Genomic DNA, 16,614 nt, shown 5'->3' with positions numbered 1-16,614 from the left:
TCCCGAGGAGCGCGGCGGGCTCAGCTCACAGGATCGCGTCGGTGAGGTGGTCCGGGGTGCCGAACCGGTGGGCGGTCACGGACACCGCCTGCTCGTGCAGGAACGGCAGCAGCTCCACCTCGCCCGCGGAGACCACGGGACCGGCGTAGACGGCCACGTCCGGGGTGTCCCCGAGGGCCGCGTGGAGGGCGGCGCCGGCGGCCCGGGCGCCCTCGCGGTCCTGCGCCCAGTCGGCGACCAGGCGGATGCGGGCGTCCCCGCCGCCCTCGGCGGCCGGCGGGATCTGCGCGAGCTGGCGGGCGCGGTCGTGGAACGCCGCGGCGTCCTCGACGACGACGCTCACCGGGGCGGCGCCCTCGGCCCGGCCCGCGCCGGCGGTGCGGACGAGCTCGGCCACCTGCCCGCGCAGTGCCTCGGCGGACAGGTCGTCCGTGCCGGGGGCCTGCGCGGCCGGGGTCGGGGCGATGCTCACCGTCATGGGCGCCCCGGCGCGCAGGCCGGCGGAGACGACGCGCAGCAGGTGCTCGGCGGGGCCGGACGCGCGGCGCACCAGCACGGGGACGGGCAGGTGGCGCAGCACGTTGCGCTCGGCCGCGAGCGCCGAGACGTCCGTGCCCGCGCCGAACGTGGCGGCCCAGGCCCGCTCGTCCAGCGCGCGGGCGGCGTCCAGCCAGGACCGCTCGGCGGCGGCCGGGGTCCCGGCGACGGTCCCCTCCCCCGCCCGGTCCGCGGCCGGCGACTCCGACGTCGACGAGGGCGCGTCCTCCCAGTCCACGAGGCCGTGCAGGTAGTGCGGGCCGCCGGCCTTGGTGGTGGGGCCGACCACGGAGCGCTTCCAGCCGCCGAACGGCTGGCGACGCACGATGGCGCCGGTGATGCCGCGGTTCACGTAGAGGTTGCCGGCGTGCACGCGCTCGAGCCAGTGGGCGATCTCGTCCGGGTCCAGGGAGTGCAGGCCCGAGGTGAGGCCGAAGTCCACGGCGTTGACGATGTCGATGGCCTCGTCCAGGGTGGCCGCGGTCATCACGGAGAGCACGGGGCCGAAGTACTCGGTGAGGTGCGCGTCCGCGCCGGGGCGCACGCCCGAGCGGATGCCGGGGCTCCACAGGCGCCCGGTGGCGTCCAGCTCGCGGGGGCGCAGCGCCCACCGCTCCCCCTCGCCGAGCTCGGTGAGCCCGCGGCGCAGCTTCTCGCCCGGCTCCTCGATGACGGGGCCCATCTGGGCGCGCGGGTCGGCCGGGTGCGCCACGTGCAGGGACGAGGCGGCGTCCAGCAGCTGGCGGTGGAACCGCTCCGAGGTGGCCACCGAGCCCACGAGCACCACGAGGGAGGAGGCGGAGCACTTCTGCCCGGCGTGGCCGAACGCGGAGTGCACCACGTCCTTCGTGGCCAGGTCCAGGTCCGCCGACGGGGTGACGATCACGGCGTTCTTGCCGGAGGTCTCCGCGAGCAGGTGCAGGTCCGGGCGCATGCCCTTGAACAGCTTCGCGGTGTCCCAGCCGCCGGTGAGGATGAGCCGCTCCACGGCCGGGTCGGTCACCAGCGCGGTGCCCACCTCCTCCTCGTCCTCGTCGGCCATCGTCACCAGCCGCACGAGGTCCGCCGGGTCGTGCGCGGCGAGGGGGCCGCCGTCGTCGAACAGGCCCGAGTCCCGCAGGCCCTGGACGATCAGCTCCCAGGCGACGGCGCCGGTCCGCTCGGACTGCGGGGCCGGCTTGAACACCACGGGCGAGCCGGCGCCCAGGGCGGCGAGGACGCCGCCGACGGGGATGGCCACGGGGAAGTTCCACGGCGGGATGACCAGGGTCAGGCGCACGGGCACGGCGCGGGCGCCCTCCACCTCGTCCAGGCCGCGGGCCAGCCGCGCGTAGTAGTGGGCGAAGTCCACGGCCTCGGAGATCTCCGGGTCGCCCTGGTCCAGGGTCTTGCCGGTCTCGGCGGCGGCGACCTCCAGGAGGCGTCCGCGGCCGGCGTGCAGCGCCCGCCCGACGGCGTCCAGCGCCTCGGCCCGCTGCGCGCCGGTGAGCGCGCCCCACGCGGCGCCCGGGGCCTGCGTGTCCGCGATCGCGGCGCGGGCGGCCTCGGCGGTGCCCACGCGGTGCGCGCGGGCGCGCTCGGCCCCCAGCGCGGAGCCGGGGATCGCCTCGAGGATCCCGCGCGCCCAGGCGCGGTTGCCGGGCAGCGAGGGGTCGGTGTCCGGGGTGTTGGCGAACCCGTCCACGGGGGCCGGCCGCACGCCGTCCTCCCCGCGCGAGCGGTCCTGGCCGCGGGAGGGGCGGGGCACCTCGGCGTCCAGGTGGGCCAGCGAGGCGCGGAAGCGCTCCTCCTCCCGGGCGAACAGGGCCTCGTCCGCGTCCAGGTCGAAGACCGCGGACATGAAGTTCTCCGGGGAGGCGCCCTCCTCGAGGCGGCGCACGAGGTAGGAGATGGCCACGTCGAACTCCTCGGGCCGCACCACCGGGGTGTAGAGCAGCAGCGAGCCGACGTCCGCCTTCACGGCCGCGGCCTGGCCGGTGGCCATGCCCAGCAGCATCTCGAACTCCACCTGCTCCGGGCCGAGGCCGCGGCGGTCCATGAGGCGGTGGGCCAGGGCGACGTCGAAGAGGTTGTGCCCGGCCACGCCGATGCGCACGTGGCGCAGGTGCTCCGGGGTGAGCGCGTAGTTCAGCACCCGCTTGTAGTTGGTGTCCGCCTCCTGCTTGGAGGCCACGGTGGCCACCGGCCAGCCCATGAGGGAGGCCTGCATCAGCTCCATGGGCAGGTTGGCGCCCTTGACCACGCGCACCTTCACGGGGGCCCCGCCGGCGGCCACGCGCCGGGCCGCCCACTCCTGCAGGCGCACCATGGCCGCAAGCGCGTCCGGCAGGTAGGCCTGCAGCACGATCCCGGCCTCGTAGTCGCGCAGCCCGGGCTGCTCGAGCAGGCCGGTGAACACGTTCAGGGTGAGGTCGAGGTCGTGGTACTCCTCCATGTCCAGGTTGATGAAGGTGCCGTTGTCCCGCGCCAGCTCGTAGAGCGGCGTGAGGCGCTCGGTGATGTCCGCGACGGCCTCGTCGAACGCGTAGGGGGCGTGCGGGGCGGTGGCGGCGGAGACCTTCACGGACACGTAGTCCACGTCGTCGCGGCGGATGAGCCCGGCGATGCCCTCGAGGCGGCGGTCGGCCTCGCCCTTGCCGAGGATGGCCTCGCCGAGCAGGTTCACGTTAAGCCGCGTGCGCTCGTCGCGCAGGGCGGCGATGGCCTCGCCGAGCTGCCGGTCGCGCGCGTCGACGATCAGGTGGGAGACCATCCGGCGCAGCACGCGCCGGGCCACCGGCACGGCGACGCGCGGCACGAGCGGGGCCGCGCGGCCGCCGACCCCGAACACGGCGCGCAGGGCCGGGGGCAGGAAGCCGGGAGCCTGCTGGGCGAGCTCGCGCAGGGCGCGGGCGGCGATGGCCGGGTCCTCCGGCCGCACCACGTGGTCCACGAAGCGGACGATGAAGTCCAGGCCGCCCGGCTCCTTCAGGGCGCCGGCCAGCTGCTGGGCGGCGAAGTCGGCCTGGTGGCCGCGCGCGTCGGCGAGCCAGCGGCGGACCTGCGCGACGGCGTCGTCGGCCAGGTGCTGGAGGTCGGCGGGGTCGGGGATGCCGCCGGTGGCGGTGAGGACACGGTCGAGGTCGTCGTGGTCCTGCGCGGAGAACGTGGGGGTCATGGGCGCACTCTGCACGCGAGCCGCGTCACCGGTCAAACCGGCCCCGGTCAGCGCCCCCAGGCGTGCGGCAGCGGGGTGCGCGCCGAGGGCAGGGCGACCTGCTCGCGCCAGTCGTGCAGCCAGCCCGGCAGCTCGGGCTCGGCGGCCGGATCGTGGCCCAGCTCGACGGCGAGGGCGCGCACCTCGTCGTTGCCCACGGGGGTGCCGTCGCGGCCGCGCAGCCGGGTGCAGACGTACCCGCGCACGGCCACGTCCCCGGCCACCACCACGCGCTGCTCGAACCAGACGGCGCGCTCGTCCAGGCCGATGATCCGGGTCTCCAGGGTGAACGCGGCGCCCAGGGTGACGGAGCGGCGGAAGGCGATCTGCTCGGCCTGCACCACGGGCAGCCAGCCGCGCCGGCGGACGGCCCGCATCACGCCGGAGCGGGCCATGAGGTCGAAGCGGCCGAGATCGAACAGGCCGAAGTACTGGCCGTTGTTCACGTGGCCGGCGATGTCCACGTCCGTGGGCAGGGCCCGCATCGGCAGGGACGCGGAGTCCCAGATCGACAGGGGCGGGCGGCGGCGGGCGCGGGCGAGCACCCAGAGGGTGCGTGGGATCAGATGCATGTCCCCACCCTGCCAGAGCGGCCCGGTCCGGGGGCCGCCGCACCCCCCTGCCGCGCCGCGCGGCGGCCTATGCTCGGCAGGGAGGACGCGTCCCCGGCGCGTCCGAGCATCACGCCCCATGCAACACGCCTCACGCCTCCGGAGCCGCCCGCCATGCCCGCCGCCGAGACCGTCCCCGCCGACGCCGCCGGGCGTCCCGACGCCCGGCCGCGCGTGCCCGGACCCCGGGAGCAGCCGGAGCGGGCCTGGCTGGCGCTGCCGCGCCGGCACCCGGTGCCCGCGCTGCTGGACGAGGCCCGCGACGCCGTCGCCGGGCTCGCGGAGACGCTCGCCGAGGTGCTGCCCGTGACCGTGCTCGCCGACCCCGCGGACCACACCGCCCGGAGCCTGATCCCGCCCGAGGTGGACCTGCTGGCCGCCCCCGTGGACTCGCCCCTGCTCGGCCGCGCCGGGCCGGGCTTCGTGCGCCGCCCCGAGGGCCTGGCGGCGATCGCCTGGCGCCCGGCCGCCGGCGCGGGCGGGCCCGGCCCCCGGGACGCGGGCGTGGCCGCCGCCGTGGCCGCGGCCGCCGGGCTGCCCCTGCTGACCCCGATGCTGCGGGCCCCGCGGGACGCGTGGGTGGCCGACGGCGAGGGGACGGCCGTGGTCGCCGCGGACCCCGTGCTGGACGGCCGGACCAACCCGGCGTGGACCCCGGAGCAGGTGGAGGCGGAGTTCGCGACGCTGCTGGGGATCACCCGCGTGGTGTGGCTGCCGCCCGTGCCCCGCATCCCCACCGGGCCGTGGGGCGGGGCCGGTCACCTGGGCGCGTGGGTGCGCCTGCTCGGCGGGGGCGAGGCGGCCGTGCACTGGCGCGCGGACCGCTTCCACCCCGAGCACCTCCACGGCGCGGCCGCGCTGCGGATCCTGCAGGACGCGCCGGACGCCGCCGGCCGACCGCTGCGCGTGCGCACCGTGCCCGGCGGGGCGCTGCCGCCCGAGCACGACCCCGCGGAGATCGGGCCCCGCTCCCTCGTGGACACGGTGCCCCTGGGCTCGGCGGTGCTGCGGCCCGCGTTCGAGGACGCCGGCACCGAGGAGGCGGCCGCCGCCGCGTGCGCGGCCCTGCACCCCGGGCTGCGCCCCGTGCCGTTCCCCGGCGCGCCTCTGCTGCGGCTGGCCGGCTCCCTCAGCGACCTGGTGCTGGTGCAGCCCCGCCCGTGAGGCCCGGGCCGTCGGCCGGTGCGGCCGGTCCCGGCTCGGTGCGCGCCGGCTCGGTGAGCGTCGACCCCGTCGGGGCCGCCTCGGGGCGCCGGGCGCCCGCCGCGGCGTCGTCGACGTCCGGCGCGTCGTCGACCCCGGCTGCGGCGCCGTCGATGCCGGCCACGGCCTCGGCGTCCGCCTTCCCCGCCCGGCCCTCGCCGCGCCGGCCCTCGCGCAGGCGCTCCAGCAGGGAGTGCTGCCGCCGCTCCATGCCCTTCAGGTCCGAGGCGATCAGCGAGTTCACCCACCGGGCGTTCGGGTCGGCGTCGATGAGCACGGCCTTGGCCAGCAGGGTGCAGGGCAGGGCGAGGATGGCGCCGAGCGGGCCGAGGACCCAAGCCCAGAACAGCAGGGAGAGGAAGCTGACGGTGGGGATCACGCCGATCGCGTCCCCGGCCACCTTCGGCTGGATGACGGACTGCAGCACGAAGTTCAGCACGCTGTAGCTCACCACCACCCACAGGAACGAGGTCCAGCCGCCCGCCGCCAGGCCGAGGATGGCCGGCGGGATGAGCCCGATGATGAACCCGACGTTCGGGATGTAGTTCGTGAGGAAGCTCAGCACGCCCCACACGAGCGCCAGCGGGACGCCGATGAGGACCAGGGCGATCACGTCCAGCACGGCCACGATCAGGCCGAACACGGTGGTGACCACCCAGTACCGGCGCACGCCGTGGGCGAAGTCGATGAGCGCCTCGCCGAGCTCGAGGCGGGCGGTGCTGAGCAGTCGGACCCGGCGCTCCACGTCCATGGAGTCCATGGCCAGGAAGAACATGCCCATCACCACGGTGACGAGCAGGCCGAGCACGGCGTAGAGGTTCGTGGCGATCTTGGTGAGCGCGCCGACCGCCGCGCTGGTCACCGCGCTCATGTCGATCGAGGCGAGCTGCTGGGAGACCATGTCCGGGGTGACGCCGCGCGCGTTCAGCCAGTTCGAGACGTCCAGGACGATCTGCTGGAACTGGCCCGAGTACTTGGGCAGCTCGGCCACCAGCTCGAGGCCGGACCACACGATCATGCCCACGAACGCCCCGAGCACGGCCACGACCACCACCACGCTGGCGGCGGCCCCGAGCACCGGGTGCACGCCCCGGCGGATCAGCCACGCCTGCAGCGGGTAGGCCACGATCACGAGGTTCAGGCCGAGGAACACGGGTGCCGCGATGGACGCGATGCCCTGGAAGAACTGGACCAGGAGCACGAGCCCGGCCAGCGTCAGGACGATCACGAGCATCCGCGGCCACATGCGATGCGGACGGCGGATGTCCCAGTCCGAGACGGGACCGGCGGCGGAGGGGGTCGGGGCCGCCCCGACGGGCTGTGCGGCGCTCACCCGGGCAGTCTATGCACGGGACCGGACGGGGTAGGGTCGAGGTGTCACATCGACAGGGGAGCGCCCCACGGCGCTGAGAGTGCGGTCCGCCGCAGACCCTCGAACCTGCTCCGGCTCGCACCGGCGAAGGAAGTCGAGTCCTCCCGGTCGACGTCGTCCCCGGCCGGCGTCGCACCGGCCCCTCCTGCACCGCACGGAGGAGACCACCATGACCACCGCCCCGCACCGCGTCCGCACCCGGCCCCGCCGGCACGGCGCCCTCGCCGCCCTCTCCGTGGCGGCCCTCGCCCTCACCGGCTGCTCGGTCGCCGACCGCGGCGGCTCCGGCGACCAGGGCTCGTCCTCGGCCGAGGCGAGGACCGTCACGATCATGACGCACGACTCCTTCTCCCTGCCGGACGAGCTGATCGCCCGGTTCGAGCAGGAGTCCGGCCACACCCTCGTCACCACCGCCCCGGGCGACGCCGGCTCCGTGGTGAACCAGCTGCTGCTGGCCAAGGACGCCCCCACCGTGGACGGCGTCTACGGCATCGAGGACCACTCGGCCCACCGCCTGGTGTCCGAGGGCGTGATCGCCGAGCACGTCCCCGCCGACCTGCCCGACTCCGCCCGGGACCTCGTGGTGGACGGCCGCATGACCCCGGTGGACCAGGGCCAGGTGTGCCTGAACGTGGACACCCCGTGGTTCCAGGAGCAGGGGCTGGCGGCCCCGACCACCCTGGAGCAGGTGGCCGCCCCCGAGTACGCCGAGCTGACCGTGGTCACCAGCCCCGTCAGCTCCTCCCCCGGCCTGGCGCTGCTGGCCGCCACCGTGGCCGAGTTCGGCGAGGACGGCTGGCAGGACTGGTGGCGCACCGCCCTGCAGGGCGGCATGCAGGTGGACGCCTCCTGGTCCGACGCCTACAACACCTCCTTCTCCGGCGGCGAGGGCACCGGCACCCGGCCGATCGTGCTGTCCTACTCCTCCTCCCCCGCGTTCGCCCCGGACACGGACGTGGTGGCGGCCTCATGCACCCCGCAGGTGGAGTACGCCGGCGTCGTCGAGGGCGCGGAGAACCCCGAGGGCGCCCGCGCGTTCGTGGACTTCCTGCTCACCGAGGACGTGCAGGCGGCCATCCCGGACGCCATGTACATGTACCCGGTCGACTCCTCGGTCCCGCTGCCCGAGGCCTGGGCCGAGCACGCCCCGCTGGTCGAGGACCCGATCGTCCCGGACGCGGGGCTCCTGGACTCCCGCCGTGAGGACCTCCTGAAGGAGTGGACGGCCCTGCACGAGGAAGCGGCCTCCTGACGGGCGGGCTGACCTCCCTCCCCGCGCCGGTGGGCGGGCCGGGCGCGCCCTCGGACGCGCCCGGCCCGGCCGCGTCCGGGGGACGACGACGGCGGCGCACCGCCGGCGGGGACGGGATCGGGGCGTGGTGGCTGCTGGCCGCGGTGGTGCCCGTGGCGTTCCTGCTGGTGTTCTTCGCGTGGCCGGTGGGCGCGATGCTCTGGCGCGGCGTGTCCGCCGAGGGCGTCCTGGACCTGGGCGCCTTCGCGGAGGTGCTGGGCCGCGAGCGCACGTGGCGGATCGTGGGCCAGACGCTGGGGATGGCGGCGGCCGGCACGGTCCTGGCGGTGGCGCTGGGGCTGCCGGCGGCGTTCGTGCTGCACCGGCGCGCCTTCCCGGGACGGGCGGCGCTGCGCGCGGTGATCACGGTGCCGTTCGTGCTGCCCACCGTGGTGGTCGGCGTGGCGTTCCGCGCCCTGCTGGCCCCGGGCGGCCCGTTCGGCTGGACGGGCCTGGACCAGTCCACGGCCGCCGTCGTGCTGGCCATGGTGTTCTTCAACGTCTCCGTGGTGGTGCGCCAGGTGGGCGCCCTGTGGGCGTCCCTGGACCCGCGGCAGGCGGAGGCGGCGCGGACCCTGGGCTCCTCGGGCTGGCGCGCCTTCCGCACGGTGACCCTGCCGCAGCTGGCGCCGGCGCTGGCCAGCTCTGCGGCGCTCGTCTTCCTGTTCTGCGCGTCCGCGTTCGGGATCGTGCAGACGCTGGGCCGGCCCGGCGTGGGCACCCTGGAGTCCGAGATCTGGGTCCAGACGGTGGTCTACTTCGACCTGCGCACCGCGGCCGTGTTCTCCACGCTGCAGTTCCTCGTGGTGCTGGCCGCCGTGCTGGTCTCGGGCGCCACCGCGCGGCGCACCCGCCGCGCCCTGCGGCTGCGCGACGCCCCGGTGCGCCGGCTCACCCGCGCGGACGCCGCGCCCGTGGCCGTCACCCTGGCGACGGCGCTGCTCGTCCTCGCGCCGCTGGCGACCCTGCTGGTGCGCTCCTTCCACTCGAGCGAGGGCTGGGGGCTGCGCAACTACCGCCTGCTCGCCTCGAGCCCCGGGGCGGGGTTCTCCGGCGGCGTCACCCCGGCGCAGGCCCTCGAGCACTCGCTGCGGATCGCGCTGGACGCCACGCTGCTGACCCTGCTGATCGGCGTCCCGCTGGCGCTGCTGCTCACCCGGCCCGTGCGCTCGGCCGCGGGGCGGCGGGCCCAGCGCGGCCTGGACGGCGCCCTGCTGCTGCCGCTGGGCGTCTCCGCGGTGACGGTGGGCTTCGGGTTCGTGGTGTCCCTGCGGGCGGAGGCGCCGGCGCTGGCCGCCTCGGGCGCGCTCGTGCCCATCGCGCAGGCGGTGGTGGCGCTGCCGCTCGTGGTGCGCTCGCTGGTGCCGGTGCTCGGCGCCGTGGACCCGCGGCTGCGCGAGGCCGCCCGCACCCTGGGCGCCGGCCCGCTGCGGGTGCTGGCCACCGTGGACGGCCCGTTCCTCCTGCGTGGGCTGGGGGTGGCGGCCGGGTTCGCGTTCGCGGTGTCCCTGGGCGAGTTCGGCGCCACCAGTTTCCTCTCCAGCCCCGACTACCAGACCCTGCCCCTGCTGATCGTGAAGCTCCTCGGCCGGCCCGGGGCGGACAACTACGGCATGGCGCTCGCGGCGGCCACGGTGCTCGCCGTGCTCAGCGCCGGCACCATGATGGCCTGCGAACGGCTGGGCCCGCGGGCCGCGGCCTCACGAGGAGGGATCTGATGGCACGCACCACGAGGACGTCCCGGGGCGCGACCCCGGACCCGGCGCCCCGGGGCCACGACGATGACGGCCGGGCCGGCCGCGACCCCGCCGGCCTGCGCCTGCGCGCGCTGAGCGTGGCCTACCCGGACGGAACCACGCCCGTGCGCGGCCTGGACCTGGAGCTGGCCCCCGGGGAGATCGTCGCCCTCGTGGGCGCCTCGGGCTCCGGCAAGTCCACGGTGCTGCGCGGGATCGCGGGCCTGGAGGACGTGGTGGGCGGCGTCGTCGAGATCGACAGCGAGGACGTGGCCGCGGTGCCCACGCACCGGCGCGGCGTGGGGATGGTGTTCCAGGACGGGCAGCTGTTCCCCCACCGCAGCGTGGCCCGCAACGTGGCCTACGGACTCGAGGCCGCCGGGTGGCCGCGGGAGCGGCGCCGGGCGCGGGTGGCCGAGCTCCTCGAGCTCGTGGACCTGGCGGAGCTGGCCGAGCGGCCCGTGCAGTCGCTCTCCGGCGGCCAGGCCCAGCGCGTGGCGCTGGCCCGCTCCCTCGCCCCGCGGCCCCGCGTGCTGCTGCTGGACGAGCCGCTGTCCGCGCTCGACGCCGACCTGCGGGCCCGCCTGGCCGTGCAGATCCGCGAGGTGCTGCGGGCGGCGGGGGTGACCGCCGTCGTCGTGACCCACGACCTCGCCGAGGCCGCCGTGATGGCCGACCGCACCGTGCGCCTCGGCGCGGGTGGGCGCCTGGCCGCGCCGGGCGAGGGCGAGCCGGACGAGGGCGCCGGGCCGGGGCCGGACGGCGACGCGCGGTAGCCTCGAGCGCATGAGCTCACCACCCCGCGCCGGCTCCTCCCGCGGCCGCCTCAGCGCGACGGACGTGGTGGACGCCGCCGTCGGGATCCTGCAGGACTTCGGCATGGGCGACCTGTCCATGCGGCGCGTGGCCTCGGTGCTCGGCGTGCAGGCCTCCGCCCTGTACTGGCACGTCCCGGACAAGCAGACCCTGCTGGCGCGCGTGGCGGACCGGATCGTCGCCGAGGCCGAGGAGGCCGTGCGGCACCGCGGGATCGCCGACCTCGCCGGCCGCGCCGAGGTCGCGGAGGCCGCCCTGCTGCGCCACCGCGACGGCGCCGACGTGGTCCTCTCCGCGCTCGCCCTCGGGCTCGGCGGGCTCGGCCTGCACGCCCTGCTCACCGAGGCGGCGCCCACCCCGGAGGAGGGCGAGCGGGCCCTGGCCCTGCTGCTCGGCGGCGTCTCCCTGCGCCAGCAGCGGGCCCAGGCCGAGGCCCTCGGCGTGCGCGTGGGCCCGGACGTGCAGCGCCACCGCACGGATCCGCTGTGAGCGCGGTTCGTGGTCGCACAGGTGGACAGACCTGCCTGCCCGACGCAGGTGTCGGTATGGTCGACCATTAAATCGACCCGGGCAGACCGCATTCCCTCTGCTGAGGAATGCGCCTCCCGGCAGGACCAGCAAGGCCGCCCCGGACCCGGCTGACACCCCCGGCGCGGTCCCCTCCGACCACCAGCCGATGACTATGGGAGCCAGGATCAACCACCCGCGGACGGCCGTCGACCGCTCGCTGCACCACGACGTCGCCGCCGGCCACCCCGCGGCGCTCGTCGACGTGGGCTGGGAGTTCCGTGGACCCGGCGCCAAGGCCGCCGAGCGACACGCGCCGCTGCGCGTCGTCCGCGCCCGCCGCCCCCGGGGCATCCCCTACGACCGGCCCGCCGTCGACCTCACCGACCGCCGCCCCGCCACTCCGCGGCCCGCCCCGCCCCGCACCCGCGTCCGCCCCGACGGGGTGCGCGTGGTGGCCGCCCCGCTGGCCATGCTGCCCGGCGTGGACCACGGCCCGGCCCTGCGCATGGATCTGCACCCGGTGCCCGGCGGCATCGTCTACGTGGCCCGGGACCTCGTGCTGCGCGAGCTCGGCGACGACGTCCGCGGCCATGTGCACGCGGGCATGGTGGGCACCGCCCAGCTCCACGCCTTCTGGTCCACGGTGACCGTGGACCTGCCCCCGGACCGGCCCGTGATCGTCCGCCTGCGCTCGGACCGGGACGCCGAGCTGCTCTCCCTGCTGGAGGTCCTCGCCCCCGTGGAGATGCGGGTGGTGTCCTACCGGCTGCACGAGTCCCCCGTGGGCACCCAGCGCTCCAGCTACCTCCTGCCGGACGTGGACCCCGAGATCGTGGCCCGCACCGAGTCCCCCCGCATCCCCCTGGAGGCCATCGAGGCCACGCAGGAGGAGGAGGACGCCCTGCGCCGCTCCTCGGGCGTGTTCCTCTCCCGCCGCCGCACGGACCGCTTCCTGCGACGCACCCTCCCGGCCGTCACCCACAGCCTCTCCTTCTCCGACGAGGCCGACGTGGCGGACGTCTACGTGGACGGCTCCGTGCTGCGCGGCTCCCGGATCGGCGGCGCCGCCGCCGTGGGCGGGCCCAGCATGTGGGCCGTCCAGGCCGTCAACGGGGCCACCACCCCCCTCGAGGTGGAACTCGAGGCCCTCGTCCTCGGCCACGTGGTCAGCGCCTGGGCCGGCGTCCCCGGCGAGCGCGTGACCATCCACTCCGACTCGCGTGCCGCCCTGGCGCTGCTCAACGCCGCCCGCCGCGACCGGCTGACCCTCGGCGGCGCCCGCGGCGAGCGCATCCGCCGCACCCTGAGGCGCCTGCTGGCCGCCGTCGACCTCGCCCAGGCCGCGGACGTCCGCGTGGAGACCACCTGGGTCAAGGGGCACGTGGGCGTGCAGGGCAACGAGCTGGCCGACGACCTGGCCCGCGCCGCCGCCCGCCACGCCGGCGTGGGAACCTCCGAGGAAGACCTGCGCCGCCGCCTGGACCGGCTGATCGACCTGCACGAGGAGACCGAGGCCGAGGCCGGGCAGACGCCTGCCCGGGCCGAGGCGGCCGAGGGCCACCGGCCGATGCCGCGCGGGCGGTGACCAGGCCCTAGGCTGTGATCTTGTGGAAGCGATCACAGCGGCGGTCTCCGCCTTCAACAACAAGTACTGGTACGTGGTCATGGCGCTGCTGTTCACGGCGGGCGTGTGGTTCACGATCCGTACCGTGGGCGTGCAGGTGCGCATGCTCCCGGAGATGGTCCGCTCGGTGACGGCGGGCTCGCAGAAGGGCTTCGAGAACGACGGCGTCAGCCCGTTCCGCGCCTTCACCATCTCCGCGGCCTCCCGCGTGGGCACCGGCAACGTGGCCGGCGTGGCGATCGCGATCGTGATCGGCGGCCCCGGCGCGGTGTTCTGGATGTGGGTGCTGGCCATCATCGGCGGCGCCACGGCCTTCGTGGAGTCCACCCTCGCCCAGCTGTACAAGCAGAAGGGCCCGGACGGCTTCTACGGCGGCCCCGCCTACTACATCCGCGACGGCCTGCGCGCCCCCTGGCTCGCGACGATCTTCGCCCTCGCCATCACCGTGACCTACGGCTTCGTGTTCAACGCCGTGCAGTCCAACTCCATCTCCGAGTCCGTGCAGGCCAACTGGGGCGTCTCCACCACCACCGCGTGGATCGTGGGCATCGCCCTGGCCGTCATCACCGGCCTCGTGATCTTCGGCGGCGTGCGCCGGCTCTCCGCCGTGACCAACGTGGTCGTGCCCGTGATGGCCGTGTTCTACATCATCCTGGCGATCATCGTCCTCGCGCTGAACATCACCGAGGTGCCGGCCCTGATCGGCCTCATCGTGGGCCACGCCCTCGGCTTCCAGGAGGTGGCCGGCGCCGCCGTCGGCATGGCCATGATCATGCAGGGCGTGCGCCGCGGCATGTTCTCCAACGAGGCCGGCATGGGCTCGGCCCCGAACGCCGCCGCCACCGCGGCCGTCTCCCACCCCGCCAAGCAGGGCTTCGTGCAGTCCCTCGGCGTGTACTTCGACACCCTGATCGTCTGCTCGGCCACGGCGTTCATCATCCTGCTCTCCAACCCGGCCTACGGCGACGGCGAGGCCCTCGGCATGGCCGTCACGCAGAACGCGCTGCAGCAGGCCGTGGGCGCATGGGCCGGCCCCGCGCTGACCGTGATCATCTTCTTCCTCGCCTGGTCCTCCATGCTGGGCAACACCTACTACGGCGAGGCCAACATCCGGTACCTCGCCGGCAAGCGCGCCGACGCGGCCATCACCGTGTTCCGCGTGCTCGTGCTGGTGTGCGTGGTCGGCGGCGCGCTCGGCTCCGTGGCGCTGGTGTGGAACCTCGCGGACACGTTCGCCGCGCTCATGGCCACCATCAACCTCGTGGCGATCATCCCGCTGGGCGGCCTGGCCGTGAAGCTGCTCAAGGACTACGAGCGCAAGCTCAAGGCGGGCATGGATCCGGGCTTCCACATCTCCGACCTGCCCGAGGCCCGCAACGTGGCGCTGTGGCAGGACACGCCGGAGACCGCTCCGCTGCAGAAGTGAGCCGACGCCGCCGGGCGCGACGCCGGCCGGTCCGGGAGCCCCGGGCCGGTGCGGGGGTCGTCCCGGCGGCGTCCGTCTCAGCGGCGTCCGTCCCAGCGGCGTCGAACCCTGGACGGATCAGGGGGGCGCGGGCCTACGTTGGCTCTCACCCGACCGGCCGTGCACCGCGGCCGGCCAGACGTACGAGGAGGACACCATGGGCATCCTGTCCGGCATCACCCGTGCACTCGGCGGCAGCCGACGCCGCCCCACCATCGGCGCGAACACCTACGGCCGACGTCGCTCCAGCGGCGCCGGCGGCGCCCTGCTCGGCACACTCGGCGGCCTCGCGCTGCGCGAGCTCTCCCGCCGCAGCTCCGGCGGCACCGCGCGGGGCTACGGCGGCCAGGCCGGCTACGGCCGGACCACCGGCGGCTACGGCCGCACCTCCGGCGGGCTCGGCGGCCTGCTGGGCGGACTCGGCGGCATGGGCGCCGGCCGCTCCTCGAGCCGCGGCGGCGGCCTGCTGGGCGGACTGCTCAGCGGCGCGATGAACTCCCGCAGCGGGCGCCGCACCACCGGCGGCCGGTTCTGAGCCCACGGGGCTGGGGGCCCCGCCGCCGCCGGACGGCTCACCCGCCGGCCCGTCCGCCGGTGCCACCAGGCCACCAGACCCACCTGCAGAAAACGACATCACCGCCGGTCCGCCCGGCGGTGATGTCGTTTCTCTGCTGTGATGCGGAGAGCTCGTGCTTCTCTGCGGTGATTCAAGAGGCCGGCGCTTCTCCGCGGTGGAGCGGGACGGCGGCACCGTCAAGGTGAGGTCCGCCCCGCTCAGCCGAACACGTCGAACATGCGGCCGAGGACGAACAGCAGGATGCCGATCACCAGCAGGGCGATGATCGCGAACAGGACGATCCTGCCCGTGGATCGCTCACCCGGCTGCTCCACGTCCATCTGCGGGTTCGTGGGGCCGACTCCGGACCCTTCGGCGGGCGGCGTGCCGCCGCGGTCCGTGTGGCCGGAGTGCTCGTCTGCGGCCCGGCGGGCGTCGTGAGGGTCGGAGTCGTGGGGACGGGGGGTGTGCGGGGCGGCCATGGACGGCTCCTCTTCGTGGTGACGGCGCACGCGGCGCCTGTCGCGCACACGCTAGACCCCTCCCCGGGGGGCCTGACCAGGCACGACGGCCCGCTCAGGCGAGCTCGACCACCCCGATGCCGGGGACCACAGGCTCGGCGGCCACCTGGACGTTGATCCGCCGGGTGGCGAACCGCGCGTCGAGGAGCTGCTCGAGGTCGGCGACGACCTTGCAGGTGATGGTCTCGATCACGGCCTCGGTGTCCTCGCCGGACAGCACGGTGCAGTCGATGTCCACGGTCGGGGCCGCGGGGCCGCCGTCGATGGCGAACCGCGCGGAGGCCACCTCGGGGAACACGAGCACGGCGCGCTCGGCGCTGGCCGCCAGCCGGCGGGCGCGGGCGATCCAGACTTCCTGCGCCCATCGGGCGGCGACCTCTTCGGCCCGGTCGGCGGAGGTGGTGGTGAGGCCGTCCGTGGAATCCTCCACGTGCGGGTGCATCGTCGCGGTCATGTCCCTGCTCCTGTTCTCTATGCTCGGAGAGGCGCCCATCCGATGCCCGGGAGTGGGAGCGGACCAGACTGTTCGAGTCTCTATCTGTTCGATAGGCTAACAACACCCGGGCCGCCGCGCCATCACATCACGGCACGTCAGGAGGGGAGACCATGACCGAGGACCACCGTGCGCCGTCCGCGAGCGGCTACTGGTACCTCTCCTCCCCCGACTCCGCCGGGCCCGTGGAGGTCCTCAACCTGCTGCGCGGCTACCTCGCGGCCGAGCGGCGCATGCGCCAGCGCACCCGGGACTCGATGCGCATGGGCGAGACGGACCTGCTGGCCCTGCGCCACCTGCTCCGCGAGAGCCGCGCCGGCCGGCCGGTGCGCCAGCGCGACCTCGCCGCCGCGCTCGAGATCAGCCCCGCCTCCGCCAGCGCCCTGGTGGACCGCCTCATCAGGGACGGCTACGCGCGCCGGTCCCCGCATCCGGCCGACCGTCGGTCGGTGATCATCGAGACCACGGCGCGCACCGACGACGAGGTCCGCGCCACCCTGGGCCGCATGCACCGCAGCATGCTGGACGCGGTCGAGTCGCTGAGCCCGGACGAGCTGGCCGCCGTCGCGAAGTTCCTCACCGCGCTCACCCGCAGCGTGGACGAGGCCGCGGAGGACGCGCTGGAACACGGCACGGAGCACTGACCCTCCCCCGCCGTCCCCGGGCAGGCGGGCACGCCTCCG

General features: G+C 75.6%; 14 protein-coding genes and 1 riboswitch. Of the genes, 9 read left to right on the top strand and 5 right to left on the bottom strand.

The window, feature by feature from the left end; translation table 11 throughout:
• Positions 1-25: 25 nt before the first annotated feature.
• Complete coding sequence (locus HDA33_RS12220) at positions 26-3,694, bottom strand: bifunctional proline dehydrogenase/L-glutamate gamma-semialdehyde dehydrogenase (RefSeq protein ID WP_184173573.1); 3,669 nt, start codon at positions 3,692-3,694, stop codon at positions 26-28.
• A gap of 47 nt (positions 3,695-3,741) precedes the next feature.
• On the bottom strand, positions 3,742-4,305 hold the full coding sequence (locus HDA33_RS12215) for an acyl-CoA thioesterase (protein WP_184173571.1): 564 nt from the start codon (positions 4,303-4,305) through the stop codon (positions 3,742-3,744).
• Between the two features lie 153 nt (positions 4,306-4,458).
• Here HDA33_RS12215 and HDA33_RS12210 point away from each other — a divergent pair, with 153 nt between their 5' ends.
• Positions 4,459-5,508: an agmatine deiminase family protein gene (locus HDA33_RS12210; protein WP_184173569.1), complete on the top strand. Its 1,050-nt coding sequence runs from the start codon at positions 4,459-4,461 to the stop codon at positions 5,506-5,508.
• Here the strand turns inward: HDA33_RS12210 and HDA33_RS12205 are convergent.
• Positions 5,474-6,880: an AI-2E family transporter gene (locus HDA33_RS12205; protein WP_338104356.1), complete on the bottom strand. Its 1,407-nt coding sequence runs from the start codon at positions 6,878-6,880 to the stop codon at positions 5,474-5,476. The two genes, HDA33_RS12210 and HDA33_RS12205, sit on opposite strands and share 35 nt — an antisense overlap.
• 44 nt (positions 6,881-6,924) lie before the next feature.
• Positions 6,925-7,029, top strand: a riboswitch (TPP riboswitch).
• Positions 7,030-7,088: 59 nt separating this feature from the next.
• Here HDA33_RS12205 and HDA33_RS12200 point away from each other — a divergent pair.
• The 7 genes from HDA33_RS12200 (at position 7,089) to HDA33_RS12170 (ending at position 14,896) form a co-directional block, all read left to right on the top strand.
• The gene (locus HDA33_RS12200) at positions 7,089-8,171 is read left to right on the top strand and encodes a thiamine ABC transporter substrate-binding protein (protein WP_158494079.1); all 1,083 of its coding nucleotides are present in this window, start codon (positions 7,089-7,091) and stop codon (positions 8,169-8,171) included.
• Positions 8,138-9,928: an ABC transporter permease gene (locus HDA33_RS12195; protein WP_420826923.1), complete on the top strand. Its 1,791-nt coding sequence runs from the start codon at positions 8,138-8,140 to the stop codon at positions 9,926-9,928. Before HDA33_RS12200 ends, HDA33_RS12195 begins: the two co-directional genes overlap by 34 nt.
• Complete coding sequence (locus HDA33_RS12190) at positions 9,928-10,722, top strand: ABC transporter ATP-binding protein (RefSeq protein WP_246416960.1); 795 nt, start codon at positions 9,928-9,930, stop codon at positions 10,720-10,722. Before HDA33_RS12195 ends, HDA33_RS12190 begins: the two co-directional genes overlap by 1 nt.
• Positions 10,723-10,732: 10 nt before the next feature.
• Positions 10,733-11,251: a TetR family transcriptional regulator gene (locus HDA33_RS12185; protein ID WP_184173567.1), complete on the top strand. Its 519-nt coding sequence runs from the start codon at positions 10,733-10,735 to the stop codon at positions 11,249-11,251.
• A 193-nt stretch (positions 11,252-11,444) separates the two neighbouring features.
• Positions 11,445-12,857, top strand: a complete 1,413-nt coding sequence (locus HDA33_RS12180; RefSeq protein WP_184173565.1) for an RNase H family protein — start codon at positions 11,445-11,447, stop codon at positions 12,855-12,857.
• 22 nt (positions 12,858-12,879) lie between these two features.
• The gene (locus tag HDA33_RS12175) at positions 12,880-14,322 is read left to right on the top strand and encodes an amino acid carrier protein (RefSeq protein WP_184173563.1); all 1,443 of its coding nucleotides are present in this window, start codon (positions 12,880-12,882) and stop codon (positions 14,320-14,322) included.
• A 196-nt stretch (positions 14,323-14,518) separates the two neighbouring features.
• Positions 14,519-14,896 (top strand): hypothetical protein, encoded by a 378-nt coding sequence (locus tag HDA33_RS12170; protein ID WP_158492363.1) that lies wholly within the window; start codon positions 14,519-14,521, stop codon positions 14,894-14,896.
• A 239-nt stretch (positions 14,897-15,135) separates the two neighbouring features.
• On the opposite strand, the gene HDA33_RS12165 is transcribed toward HDA33_RS12170, so the two are convergent.
• The gene (locus tag HDA33_RS12165) at positions 15,136-15,399 is read right to left on the bottom strand and encodes a DUF6480 family protein (protein ID WP_184173561.1); all 264 of its coding nucleotides are present in this window, start codon (positions 15,397-15,399) and stop codon (positions 15,136-15,138) included.
• 94 nt (positions 15,400-15,493) lie between these two features.
• The gene (locus HDA33_RS12160) at positions 15,494-15,892 is read right to left on the bottom strand and encodes a hypothetical protein (RefSeq protein ID WP_184173559.1); all 399 of its coding nucleotides are present in this window, start codon (positions 15,890-15,892) and stop codon (positions 15,494-15,496) included.
• Positions 15,893-16,044: 152 nt separating this feature from the next.
• Between HDA33_RS12160 and HDA33_RS12155 the strand changes: the two genes are divergently transcribed.
• Positions 16,045-16,575, top strand: coding sequence for a MarR family winged helix-turn-helix transcriptional regulator (locus HDA33_RS12155; RefSeq protein ID WP_184173557.1), 531 nt, complete (start codon positions 16,045-16,047; stop codon positions 16,573-16,575).
• Positions 16,576-16,614 lie beyond the last annotated feature (39 nt).

The organism is Micrococcus endophyticus (assembly GCF_014205115.1).
GTDB lineage: Bacteria > Actinomycetota > Actinomycetes > Actinomycetales > Micrococcaceae > Micrococcus > Micrococcus endophyticus.
Note: the sequence above shows the minus strand (reverse complement) of the source record. Positions and strands in the feature narration are given on the sequence as shown.

Excerpts from the sequence above, each read along its gene's own strand:
- HDA33_RS12170 (WP_158492363.1), top strand. The coding sequence starts at position 14,519 with ATGGGCATCCTGTCCGGCATCACCCGTGCACTCGGCGGCAGCCGACGC.
- HDA33_RS12190 (WP_246416960.1), top strand. The coding sequence starts at position 9,928 with ATGGCACGCACCACGAGGACGTCCCGGGGCGCGACCCCGGACCCGGCG.
- HDA33_RS12215 (WP_184173571.1), bottom strand. The coding sequence starts at position 4,305 with ATGCATCTGATCCCACGCACCCTCTGGGTGCTCGCCCGCGCCCGCCGC.
- HDA33_RS12180 (WP_184173565.1), top strand. The coding sequence starts at position 11,445 with ATGGGAGCCAGGATCAACCACCCGCGGACGGCCGTCGACCGCTCGCTG.
- HDA33_RS12185 (WP_184173567.1), top strand. The coding sequence starts at position 10,733 with ATGAGCTCACCACCCCGCGCCGGCTCCTCCCGCGGCCGCCTCAGCGCG.
- HDA33_RS12200 (WP_158494079.1), top strand. The coding sequence starts at position 7,089 with ATGACCACCGCCCCGCACCGCGTCCGCACCCGGCCCCGCCGGCACGGC.
- HDA33_RS12155 (WP_184173557.1), top strand. The coding sequence starts at position 16,045 with ATGACCGAGGACCACCGTGCGCCGTCCGCGAGCGGCTACTGGTACCTC.
- HDA33_RS12210 (WP_184173569.1), top strand. The coding sequence starts at position 4,459 with ATGCCCGCCGCCGAGACCGTCCCCGCCGACGCCGCCGGGCGTCCCGAC.
- HDA33_RS12220 (WP_184173573.1), bottom strand. The coding sequence starts at position 3,694 with ATGACCCCCACGTTCTCCGCGCAGGACCACGACGACCTCGACCGTGTC.
- HDA33_RS12160 (WP_184173559.1), bottom strand. The coding sequence starts at position 15,892 with ATGACCGCGACGATGCACCCGCACGTGGAGGATTCCACGGACGGCCTC.
- HDA33_RS12165 (WP_184173561.1), bottom strand. The coding sequence starts at position 15,399 with ATGGCCGCCCCGCACACCCCCCGTCCCCACGACTCCGACCCTCACGAC.